This window comes from Paenibacillus sp. FSL R7-0026, assembly GCF_038004485.1.
Classification (GTDB): Bacteria; Bacillota; Bacilli; order Paenibacillales; family Paenibacillaceae; genus Paenibacillus; species Paenibacillus xylanexedens_A.
Genome location: NZ_JBBORG010000001.1, coordinates 1,667,425 through 1,679,581 on the forward strand (window position 1 = coordinate 1,667,425; position 12,157 = coordinate 1,679,581).

A 12,157-nucleotide genomic window follows, 5' to 3' on the forward strand; every position below is an offset into this window, starting at 1 on the left:
AGTCTGTCTGCGATGCTTCTTTCCTTTGATATATGCTCATGATACAGCTATTTAGATACTCGATCAGTAGGTTGAGTCGGATTATGCGAGTTTGAATCGCTTAACCAGCTGATCAAGTGCATCGGACATTTCATTCAACTGCTTGGACGTATCAGACATTTCCTGCAGGGAAGCAAGTTGTTCCTCCGTCATCGCAGATACTTCTTCCGTGGCTGATGCCGTATCTTCCACAACAGCCGATACTTCATTGATGGACCTCATCACAGCCTCACTACCAGAAGTTAACTCCTCGACAACAGCAGATACCTCCATAACTTCACCACTGAGGTTATGAATATGCTGAGTAATGGTTGAAAAAGCATTACCTGCATCCTCAATGGTCCGCAACCCTTCATTCACATGTAGAGTGCTCTCATCAACCACCTGCACCGTACTTTGAACACCTGCTACCACGGTTTCCAATATACTTGTAATCTCTTTCGCTGATGTTGCACTTTGGTCTGCAAGATTACGGATTTCCGCGGCAACGACAGCGAAGCCACGTCCATTTTCCCCAGCGCGGGCAGCTTCAATTCCAGCGTTAAGTGCAAGCAGATTGGTTTGTCTCGCAATACCCGACATTGAATCTGCAATGTTGATCACTTGATCAGACATCTTCGAAATTTCATTAATGGCTTCCTGTACAGAAAGGAAAGATTGCTCAATGGAACTCATTTTACCTACAGCATTATCAATGCGCTGTTGCCCATCCACAGCAATGGATTCGGTACGAACCGCACGGCCTGCCACGTCACTTGCTGAGGAGGCGACACGATTAAGCCCGTTGAGGGATTGCTGCATCGCAGCTACCATGGTTTGCGTAAGAGCAACTTGTTCATCAGCGCCTTCAGCGACGCGTTCCATGGCAGTGGCAACTTCTTTTCCTGCAAGATGGCTATCGGCAACCCCTTTATCCAATCGATCCGAAGCTGTGCTCAGAATCATGGCATTGCTCTGAACGTCCAGCATCATTTGCTGCAAACCAGTGAGCATTGTATTGGCTGCCTCCGCGAGTTCACGGGTTTCGTCTTTCATTGGCGTAGCGATTCTCAGTGTCAGGTCGCCATTGGAAGAACCGATGTCATTTAATGCCTGCTTTACGGTACGAATGTTTCTAACAATGGCACGGGAAAGGATCAAAGCAGTGATGAACGAGATAATGGCCACAACGATAAGTGCCCCATACAGTTCCAAGTTCAGTAGTGTGTTTTTTTGCTTCAGTGCTTCTGTACGGTTATCGGTTAACGTATGCTCGTTGGTTCGAAACGTATCGAGAGCAGTGCGAATCTGGTCCATGTCTCTTTTACCTGGATCATCTGCGAAAAAATCTCGAATGGCCTGTGTATTATTTGCTTGGCGAAGGGCGACCATAGGTTCACCAGCGACCTGGACCCAGTTCTCCATATTAGTATGTATGTCTTTCAAAAGTGCAAGTTGAGCCGGATTATCCGAAATTAAAGCAGCAAGTTCATCTCTGAGTGTAATAAGTTGCGCTTTTCCTTGGGTGTAGGGATCAAGATAATTGTCCTGACCAGTGATGATGTAACCGCGTTGACCAGTTTCCATATCTACCATGTTTCTTTCGAGTTCATAGGTGAGGGCATGTACCCGCATATCGTGATCGACCAGAAAATCCAGTTCCCGTTGGAGCTGACTTGTGCTGTTCTGAATCAGCAGGATGCAACCAGCCAGTACAGCCAGTACGAGTAAATACCCTAATCCAATCTTATAAAAAATCTTAAAGGTCTTTCGCTTTTTCATGTTTGTTATTCCTCTCTATGGGGTATATGTAGTTGTCGAAAAAACTGGAAATGTGATAATTATAGGTCTTTAGATTAGGTGTCTAAAGCACTATTTTTTAGTATTATACGTAAAGAAACTTCTTTTGTATATAGTTTGTTTAACTACAATATAACGTTTGGTTGATGTTGTATAAGGTTGGGGTTGATGATGTTTTACAATCGTTGGTTTACACGTTCAAACGTTATGTTTATCATGGGAAGGGAACGATTCCAATTACATATACAATATCCCAATCCGAAAGGAACATTGGACATGAATAAAGAGAAGGTATTGCTCAAACCGGAAGCGATGATTTTTGACATGGATGGTACGCTGTTCCAAACAGAGACCCTGTTGTTGCCAGCTTACGAGCAACTATTTGATACATTGCGTGCCGAAGGGCACTTTGAAGGAGAAACTCCACCCGAGGAACGGATGCTGGGAAGTTTGGGCATGTTGCTCGAAGATATATGGAAAGTGGTTATGCCTGAGGCATCGGAAGCGGCACATCGCCGGGCAGACGAACTACTGCTTCAACTGGAGATTGAGGGACTTGATCAAGGAAGTTCCCAATTGTATCCGGGTGTGAAAGAAACGCTGCAAGCCTTGAAACAACAAGGAGTGCGTCTTTTTGTCGCAAGTAACGGGCTGGAGGACTATGTGAAGGGTGTGGCGTTTGCACACGAGATTATGCCTTTCTTTGAAGGGGTATACAGTGCAGGCCAGTACAAGACTCCTTCCAAAATTAATCTGGTGCAGATCCTGCTTGAGAAACATCGTATTCAGGACGCATGGATGGTAGGGGATCGCTCTTCTGATGTGGAAGCGGGTAAAATGAACGGTCAGGCGGTCATCGGCTGTGCCTATGCCGGGTTCGGACGTGATGAGGAGCTTGCAGGCTCAGATGTGCTCATCTCTGATTTCACAGAACTGCTGCGCGTGTATGATGAAGCAGAGTAGCCTTTACGCTGAATACGTATACTGAGATTTAAGATTACGAACCGCATGATATGAACCTGTAGACTCAACGGAAATTCGTTGAATACAGGTTTTTTTGCTTGGTCATGCAGTCACATTCTCCCCTGTAGAAAGTTGATTTCCCTATCCCGCTTTCCTCCATATTCCCTCTATACTTCATTCAAAAGCCATAGGGGGTCCGATTCTGGTGAAACCATCCAAAATACATGCCTATATGTTCATCTTTCCAAGTCTTTTTTTAACTGTTGTATTCGGGATCTATCCGCTGTTATGGGCGCTGCGTTACATGTTCTATGATTATCAAGGCATCGGGACGCCGGTCTTTATCGGGCTTGATAATTTTGGACGCATTTTGCGTGACGGGCAATTCTGGGATTCTGTAGGCAACACGGGTGTGTATGCCCTGGGCAAACTCGTCGTTACAATTCCACTGTCGTTAACTTTGGCGATTATTCTGAATCGTAAATGGAGAGGGCGATCCCTGTTTAGGGCGATCTATTATCTTCCCACTATTTTTAGCGCTTCTGTCATGGCGATTGTATTTTTTATTATTTTCAACTCCTATAACGGAATATTGAACCAATTGCTGCTTAAGTATCATGTGATCTCCGAATCCATTAGCTGGCTGGGGGCTGAACATGCCATGCTAACAACCATCATCATCGCCATCTGGGGGGCTGTGGGCAATTATATGTTGTTGTTCATTGCGGGTCTTCAGAGCATTCCTGAAGAGCTTTATGAGGCGGCATCGCTGGATGGAGCGAGTGAGTATCAGAAACTGCGGAATGTAACGATTCCGTTGCTGGGTCCTGTCTTGCAGATGATCATCATGCTGGCAATTACCACGGCGCTGAAAGGTTACGAGAGTATTATGGTGCTGACCGAAGGGGGGCCGTATGGCAAAACAGAGGTGATGTATCTGTATTTGTTCAAACTGTTGTTTCCCGTGTCGGCTGACACCCAATCACTCCAGCAGCTCGGTTATGGCAGTGCGGTCGGTTTCACAACGGCTCTCATCGTAGGGGCTGTGACGCTCATTTACTTCCGGATATCCAAAAAGCTCAATGATGTCTATTAAACTGAAAAACAGACTTTTTGAACACGTATAAAATTACCAGGAGGAAACGATGATGACTCAAAACGTGCTTGCGCCCTCAGGGTCTCTGCAACTCATTCGCTGGACCAAACGAACGGTACTTTGGTTGTTTTTGATCGCAATCGCTCTGCTGTCGCTGTTCCCCATCATACTTGTATTACTCGGTTCCTTCAAAACGAACCAGGAATTGACCGGAGGAGCTACCATCTGGCCGAAGATTTGGCAGTTCTCCAACTATGCTCAGGCTTGGAAAACCGCCAATTTTTCGGGTTTTACGATGAACAGCTTGTTTGTTAGCATCAGTACAACAGTTGGCACGCTGCTGGTAGCTTCGATGTCAGCCTACGCTGTGGATCGAGTGAATTTCAAAGGTAAAAAGGGATACACCCTGCTCATGGCATCTACTCTGTTTATTTCCATAGGCGCAGTTGTGCTGCGTCCGCAATTTGACCTCATGGTCAAGCTGGGACTGAATACCACGTTATGGGGCGTTATTATTATACTGATCAGCGCACACGCTGCCACATACTTTATTCTGATTGGTTTCTTCAAGAGCATCCCGCGCGAACTGGATGAAGCGGCGATGATTGATGGCTGTAATTTCTTCACCACATACTGGCGAATTATTCTTCCGCTCCTGCGGCCCGGACTCGCCGTTGCAGGTCTGGGTGTATTCCAGAGTTCTTGGAATGAATATATTCTTCCTTTTGTGTTCACCATGAGCAATCCGGACTTGCAGACTTTGCCCGTTGGGCTGGCTAATCTGCGATATGGCATCGGAGCTGCTGCTGAGGTCCAACTGATGATGGCCGGAGCCTGTCTGTCCATTTTGCCGCTGCTCATCGTTTATATTTTTGCCAACAAATCATTCATGCAGGTGACCTTGGGAGCTGTGAAAGGATAGGCGTGAGCACAATCATGGAAACGGTTTTACGGGTAATTCCACTGTGCTATACTCATTTTAATTCACAGCGGACGGGCCAAGCCGTGTTCAAGGAGCGAGCGCCGATGATATTCAACTTTTATAAAATGTCCCTGAAAAAAAGAATACAGCTGCTGTACATTTTTCTCGTTGTCTTATGCATCAGTGTGACCGGGATATGCTCTTATCTCTTTGCTGCACGAAGCATTGAGCAGAATGCACTTGAACTGAAACAAAGCATTCTGAACAAATCAGTGCAGGTTATGGATGAACATCTAAGGCACATTGTTGTATCCTCTTTTTCTTTTATGCTCAATGAAACGTTCACCCAAGTCATGAAGGACGTGGGAAAAAATAAAACATCTCATTATTATCAGAATCTCTCGCTGCTGCAAACGTCGTTTGCTCAATTGAAGCTCGTAGAGCCACTGATTGATACCGCATATCTGACAACACCCATCGGTGATTTTTTCTCGACCAAAGATTTTCCGAATCGCAATAACTCGTTCAACAGGGAATATGGACGCTACGTGAAGCTGCAAGGCTGGAATACGATGTGGTTTGGTTCACATCAGAGTCAGTTATTCCAATCCCAAGGAAATGTGTTATCTCTGTTGCTCAAACCCATTGTGATCGATAATCATACTTATTCGAATGAATACATGGTCGTCAATATGAAGGAAGAGGCGATGCGAGACATTCTGACGCAGGATCTCATGAATAACCAGATTCAGCTGTTTTTGCTGCACAAAAACGGAAATGAAGTCATTCGGCCCAGGTCCCGAAATTACGATTTCATTATGGAGCCTGACTTTACTCAACAGTTTAGCCGTGGCGATGCTGGGGATTTTACCTACAGGAACGATCAGGGGGAGGACATGCTTGTTAACTATTCGGCATTGTCGATGAACGAGGATTGGGTCATGGTAAGTGTACAGTCCAAGGCTGACTTGTTGTCCCCCCTCCAAAAGATACGCTGGCTGATCATCCTGATCATGTTGTTTTGCATTTTGCTCGCACTCGGGTTGTCCAGGATGCTGGCCTCCGCTCTGCTGAAGCCACTGAACAAACTGCGACGCCTGATGGTTGAGGTGGAGTCCAATGATCTGGATGTACGGTTTCGCAGCAAGTATGACGATGAAGTCAGCGCTGTAGGGCATCGTTTCAATCGGATGTTGGACCAGATTCAGATTCTGTTTGAAGAAGTACGGACAACGGAGCAAGACAAACGACGGTTTGAAGTCAAGGCGCTTCAGGCGCAGGTTGATCCTCATTTCCTCTACAATACGCTTAATACGATGTTCTGGAAAAGTGAGAGCGGAGAGAAGAAGGATGTAAGTGAGATGATCGTCTCCTTATCCTTGTTATTCCGTCTGGGACTGAATGATGGGAAAGACATCACCAGTGTGGAGCAGGAGATCAAACATGTTGAACAATACATGCAGCTTCAGCAAAAATGTTACGAGGATCTGTTCGTTTATCGGATTGAGGTGGGGGACCCCTCTTGTTACGCTGTTGATATTTTAAAAATATTGCTTCAGCCCTTGGTCGAGAATTCCATCCTGCATGGATTCAATGATAAAGAAGATTTGGGTGTTATCCTGATCCGCATTGATCGTCAGGGTGACACACTACGGCTGGAGGTGGCTGACAATGGATGTGGGATGGATGTAGCCAGCATCTATGCTGAGGAGGCTCCTGACGGGGGACGCAAAGGTTATGCTCTATCCAATCTCCATGGCAGATTAAGCCTGCACTACGGGGATGTGGCCTTGATTGTATTTCATAGCAGTACAGATGTGGGAACAACGGTTGTTATCACGATTCCGATCACCTGAGGAGGGGCAGTATGGGCGAATTGACGATGTGTGTTATGGATGATATCCAGGCAGTTGTAAAGGGCATATCTTCAACTATTCCGTGGGAAGATCATCAGGTTCGGATTGCAGGCACGGCGAGCAATGGTGAGCGCGGTTGGTCCTTGTTGATGGAGCAGCAACCCGACATCGTGATTAGTGATATCAGGATGCCCAAGTTGAGCGGGCTGGAGCTAATGAAGCGGGCATTGGATGCCGGATTACGAGCCAAATTTATTTTCATCAGTGGTTATTCGGATTTCCAATATGCACAGGAGGCCATCAAGCTGGGTGCATCCGATTATTTGCTCAAGCCGTTTACCCCTGAAGAAATACTCGGTGCGGTGTTGAAGGTAAGACAGGTGATTAAGGAAGAACAGGCACAGTGCAAACAGTTGGAACAGCTGGAGCAGAAGGTGGAGAGCAGCAGTCAATACGAGCGTCACAATTATCTCCTGGGCTTGTTGCGTCATGAAATCGGGGGATTCCTGAATGAAAGTCGCTGGAACGAGCTGCATATTGATCTCGATTCATCCAATCTTCTCGTCATGGTCATCGAGGTGGATGGTTATACGCGATATGGTTACACGATGCATCTGGATGCCGAAATCGTTCCTTTTGCGGTCCAAAATATTGTGGGAGAAACCATAAACCGTTATACCAAGGGCGTTGTTTTACGGGAAAACCGATACCGGCTTGCAGCCATATTGAACACACCAAGCCAGATCGACGTCTCCGAGCTACTGGAGCAATGCCGCCAAAATGTGGAGCGATTCAGCAAAAAAACAGTCTCGATTGGTGTTGGTACGATTGCCCGCAGACCACAGGAGATCTGGACGTCCTACGCACATGCAGATCAGGCGATATCCTATCGTTTTTACAGTGAAGGAAATTGCATCCTCCAGTATGCTGAACTGGAGAATCAGGCCTGTGTGGCTCCGGTGTATCCTTTGGAGAAGGAGAAAGAGCTTTTTTACGCACTCAAATGTGGTAATGAGAGCACCTGTCACCGCATCATTGATGAAATTCTCGAAGAATGGCAGGTTTCCGAAGGTTTTCCCGAGCCACTCACGATGATTCGTTTGCTGTCTGGACTGGCTTTTGCCATCTACCGTGCCTTTTGTGATGAGATTACAGCAGAGGAACGCTTGCGTCTGGAGGCCGACCTGACAGTACTTGAGGCAATGCGCTCCTTGACGTTTGAGGGCTGGAGGGGATATATCAAACATTTTAGCAGTATGGGTTGCGAGATTATGGACAAAAAACGACTCACCGATGTCAAACAGGCGATTAGCAAAGCACAGGAATATATCAGTCTGAATCTTGCAGAAAATCTGACGCTGCATGCCTGTGCCCAATCCGTGCATTTAAGTCCGAGTTACTTTGCCAATGCCTTCAAAAAGGAAACGGGCATAACGCCGATTCAATATATTACTAAGATGAGGATGGAAAAGGCCAAAGAGTTGCTGGTTGCAGGTGTACAGGTGCAAGAGATCTGCCAGAGGCTGGGTTATGAGGACAGGCCTTATTTCAGCGGTTTGTTCAAGAAATATTGCGGTATGACGCCAACCTGCTTCCGGCAAATGTATGAGAACTGAAAACAGATACGGATCGTCATTTTTCCCACCATGCAAAGTCAGAATGTCCCTCACCTCCATGAAAGCGTAGCGATTATCATTACGTTAACGGATAACCAAACGGGTTGTCCAGACAAGCATAAGGGGGCATATCAATGGTTAAAAAGTGGATGGTGACTACGCTAAGTGCATTGCTGGCGCTAAGTTTGGCAGGTTGTTCTGCTGACAGTGGTACTTCGGCAAATAGCGAATCGGGGACCAGCGGGGAGAATGCCGGAGGGAAAACCAAAATCATATATTGGACACCAGACCGCCATGATGCTGATTTTATGAAATCCAAGATCGATGAGTTCAACCAGACGAACAAGGACAACATTGAAGTGGAGATGACCGTGATGGGGGACAACTATCCACAGGCGGTCGATATTGCTTTTGCCAGCAAGCAGGCACCCGATGTGCTGCAAGTTAATGATTTTCAGACGTATTATCAGAAGGGGTATCTCGCCCCGATCGATGGATACATGAGTGATGAGATGAAGGCTGTATTTAAAGACAGCTTGATTGAAAATAAAAACACGATTGATGGAAAAATATATTCCCTCCCCAATACAGGGCAGGTCTGGCGGCTTGTGTATAACAAGGATATTTTCAAAAAGGCAGGGATCGAGAGTCCGCCAAAAACGTTGGCTGATATGGTTGCGGATGCCAAAAAAATTACCGAAGTTGGTAAAAGTGAAGGCATCTATGGCTTTGCCAGCCCATTCAAGAGTAGCAGCGGCTTCTGGAGAGCAGCCAATACGATTGCAGGTGCAAGCAATAATGTTGGTATTGATGGTTACAACTACAAGACTGGCCAATTTGATTTTGGGATGTACAAGGATATCGCAATGGCGCTTCGTCAGATGAATCAGGATGGCAGTATGCTGCCAGGGGTAGAAAGTCTGGACATCGATCCGCTCAGAGCCCAGTTTGCTCAAGGTAAAATCGGAATGTACATTAACCACTCCGGTGAACCAGGTGTATATAAAGATCAGTTTCCTACAAAAGAAAATTGGGCAGCCGCTCCTGTGCCAACTAATGATGGAACGATCAAGGGCGCTTCACAAGTCATCGGGGGCTCCTACATCGGCATCAATGCAGATTCTGCCAACAAGGAAGCCGCATGGAAGTTTATGGAGTATGTGTACAGTACAGATCTTCAGAGTGAGTATTACGAAAAGGGATACGGAATCTCACTGATTCCTGCTGTATTAAGCTCTGACAAAAAACCAAGCATTCCGGGCATTGAAGGTTTCCTGCCCAAACGTTATGATGCCATTTTCCCGGCAAATCCAAGTGTGGTAACCGAGAGTTCACTGGAAGGCACCAAATGGAGTGAGGCTTTTTCAATCTTTGTATTCACGGGTGGTGATCTCGATACTGTGATCAAGGATCTGGATACAAGGTACAATGCAGCTCTGGAGAAAACCAAAGCGGCAGGGCTGACCAACATAACTGCTGACCCATCGTTTGATTCTTCCAAACTTCAGGGTAAATTGTCCACAGAAGACTAATAAACGTTCATAGCGGCCGTGGTTTAACCACTTCGGTCGCTTAGTCACAAGGAAAGGGGAAAAGCAAAATGATTATTAATCATGCGTCTATCGATGCACATATCGTGAACGAAACGAGTTCCCGGAAGATCTTGGGTATGGGCGGTACATTAATGATGGTGGAGGTTACCTTTGCTAAAGGTGGTATTGGAGAAGTTCACTCCCATGATGCGCACGAGCAGGTCAGTTATATCGTCAAAGGAAGCTTTGAGGTACAGGTCGGTGAAGAAACTCGCATCTTAAAAGCAGGGGATAGCTTTTATGCCGGTTTTAACGTCCCGCATGGGGTCAAGGCACTGGAGGACTCCGTCATTCTGGATGTGTTTACCCCGTTCCGTCAGGATTTCCTTGAGGTATCCCAATGAGCGATTTTTACCTTTCGGCAACGGATCTGCAACGGGCTGCCCAATATTATGAAAAACATTTTCCGGAAGAAGCCCGAAATTCGCTCACGATTGCCAATCGTGCCATCCTGAATGAATTTATCGTTCCTTATACCAACGATCTGAATCGCTGGATTCCGATGGGGACACCTGTGGACTGGCTTCACAACCCGACCAATGATCTGGAGTTCACATGGGGCATCAATCGACACTGGCATATGCTCGATCTGGGCAAGGCGTATCTGATGAAGGGCAATCCGCTATATGTAGCAGCATTTATTGACCACTTCCGTAGCTGGAGACAGCAAAACCCGGTACCTGTAAATCTGGTTTACGACGAGGCTGTGTTCTTTCAAAAACCCGGTCCGTGGCGCCTGCTGGAGACAGGGCTACGTGTGCAGTCCTGGATATCGGCATATAAATATATGGAAGCAAGTCCACTGCTAGACGAAGGCTTTCAGGCGGAGTTTCGACAAGGTCTGGACGAGCACGCCGAGTTTTTGACCCGTTACCTCGGCAGCACGGAAATCAATCATGCTATTATGCATATGCAAGGCTTGTTCATGATCGCTACGTTCTACAACGAGCACCCGCGAAGTCCACACTGGCGACAAGTGGCGATGGAACGTCTTGAGTTGTGTTTGCTGCATCAGTTGGGTGAAGAAGGGATACAGGTTGAACTGACAACACATTACCACAATGCCAGCATTGAGATGTTTGGCACGCCTTATCGATTGGGCGAGATTTCAGGGCATCCTTTCTCGGCATGGTATGCCCGCTGTCTACGCCAAATGGCTGCATTTACTGAGGCGCTGATTCGACCAGATCATCAGTCTACCGGTATTGGTGATTCGGATTGGGTTGGCGATGGACGACAACGACTGACCCTGCTTGGCGCGATCCTGGACGATGATGATTTGATGGCTCGCGGAGCGGATAGCTCGGAGTGTCTCTGGTTGCTGGGTGTGGAAAAATATGAGCGATGCCTCAGACTACAGGCTTCTTCTTCTCCGGTGTTGTCGAGCCGAGCCTTTCCGCAGACAGGATATTATGTCATGAGGGACAAGTATCAATATCTTTTTTTTGATGCGGCTGCCATGGGCGGAGCACACGGACATGCGGACGCGCTGAATGTGGAGTGGATGTGGAAGAACCAGCTTTTCTTCACGGACACCGGACGTTATACGTATGAAGAAGGGAAATGGCGTCGGTATTTTAAAAGTACGCGGGCGCACAATACCGTCACGGTGGATGGTCTGGATCAGACACCTTATCTCTCCACACAGCAATGGGGTGAACCGGAGGCTCAGGCCACAACGTTACGTTGGGAGAGCAATGACAGCTATCATTTCATTGATGCTTCGCAGGATGGATATACGCATTTGCCTGATCCAGTTACACATCGCCGGTGGATGCTTGCAGGGGTGGAGATCCCTATACTACTAATTGTAGATTGGCTGGAGGCAGAAGCAGAGCATACGCTGGAGCAACGTTTTCACCTCCATCCGCAAGCGGATATTGCGTTGAGAATGAATGAAGCTGGAGAAATGATGGCGGATATGAGCTATGAGGCATCTTCCGTAACGCTGACGATGCAATGGGTCACGTCAGGCATTGGGAAGGGAGCCTTCGCGTTGACGGAGCAGCCCGGCTGGGTATCTGAGGTATATGGCTCCAAATCGGAAACATCGGTCATCCAGGGCAAGACTGCTTTTTCGGGTAAAGTGGGGATTCTGACGTTGTGCCTGCCCGCGGATCACACAGATCAGGTTACACATGTTACCACATGCCAACTGGAACCTGACCTGATGAGATTGGCATTATCTTATGTGCAAGGTGAGGAAAAAGGGTATATTGTGATTGACAACGACACGCTGCAATGGACGAAAGAACAGAAATAAAAAAACAGTAAAGCAGGAGCAGATGCTCGCA

9 protein-coding genes are annotated in these 12,157 nt (G+C 47.0%); 8 read left to right on the forward strand and 1 reads right to left on the reverse strand.

What is annotated here, in order from left to right; all coding sequences use genetic code 11:
- Nucleotides 1-81 precede the first annotated feature (81 nt).
- Nucleotides 82-1,800 carry a methyl-accepting chemotaxis protein gene (locus MKY44_RS07605; RefSeq protein WP_341006627.1) on the reverse strand — a complete coding sequence of 573 codons (1,719 nt, stop codon included), beginning with the start codon at nucleotides 1,798-1,800 and terminating at the stop codon, nucleotides 82-84.
- A gap of 294 nt (nucleotides 1,801-2,094) precedes the next feature.
- Here MKY44_RS07605 and MKY44_RS07610 point away from each other — a divergent pair, with 294 nt between their 5' ends.
- The 8 genes from MKY44_RS07610 to MKY44_RS07645 all read left to right on the forward strand — a co-directional run bounded on the left by MKY44_RS07610 (nucleotide 2,095) and on the right by MKY44_RS07645 (nucleotide 12,126).
- Nucleotides 2,095-2,781, forward strand: coding sequence for an HAD family hydrolase (locus MKY44_RS07610; RefSeq protein WP_341006628.1), 687 nt, complete (start codon nucleotides 2,095-2,097; stop codon nucleotides 2,779-2,781).
- A 205-nt stretch (nucleotides 2,782-2,986) separates the two neighbouring features.
- Nucleotides 2,987-3,877 (forward strand): carbohydrate ABC transporter permease, encoded by an 891-nt coding sequence (locus tag MKY44_RS07615; protein WP_341006629.1) that lies wholly within the window; start codon nucleotides 2,987-2,989, stop codon nucleotides 3,875-3,877.
- Between the two features lie 52 nt (nucleotides 3,878-3,929).
- On the forward strand, nucleotides 3,930-4,799 hold the full coding sequence (locus tag MKY44_RS07620; RefSeq protein WP_341009805.1) for a carbohydrate ABC transporter permease: 870 nt from the start codon (nucleotides 3,930-3,932) through the stop codon (nucleotides 4,797-4,799).
- Between the two features lie 104 nt (nucleotides 4,800-4,903).
- Complete coding sequence (locus MKY44_RS07625; protein WP_341006630.1) at nucleotides 4,904-6,655, forward strand: sensor histidine kinase; 1,752 nt, start codon at nucleotides 4,904-4,906, stop codon at nucleotides 6,653-6,655.
- Between the two features lie 11 nt (nucleotides 6,656-6,666).
- On the forward strand, nucleotides 6,667-8,271 hold the full coding sequence (locus MKY44_RS07630) for a helix-turn-helix domain-containing protein (protein WP_341006631.1): 1,605 nt from the start codon (nucleotides 6,667-6,669) through the stop codon (nucleotides 8,269-8,271).
- A 134-nt stretch (nucleotides 8,272-8,405) separates the two neighbouring features.
- Nucleotides 8,406-9,803: an ABC transporter substrate-binding protein gene (locus MKY44_RS07635; RefSeq protein ID WP_341006632.1), complete on the forward strand. Its 1,398-nt coding sequence runs from the start codon at nucleotides 8,406-8,408 to the stop codon at nucleotides 9,801-9,803.
- Nucleotides 9,804-9,871: 68 nt separating this feature from the next.
- Nucleotides 9,872-10,207 carry a cupin domain-containing protein gene (locus tag MKY44_RS07640; RefSeq protein WP_341006633.1) on the forward strand — a complete coding sequence of 112 codons (336 nt, stop codon included), beginning with the start codon at nucleotides 9,872-9,874 and terminating at the stop codon, nucleotides 10,205-10,207.
- A complete protein-coding gene (locus tag MKY44_RS07645) occupies nucleotides 10,204-12,126 on the forward strand; it encodes an alginate lyase family protein (RefSeq protein WP_341006634.1) in 1,923 nt (640 codons plus the stop codon). Before MKY44_RS07640 ends, MKY44_RS07645 begins: the two co-directional genes overlap by 4 nt.
- Nucleotides 12,127-12,157: the final 31 nt, after the last annotated feature.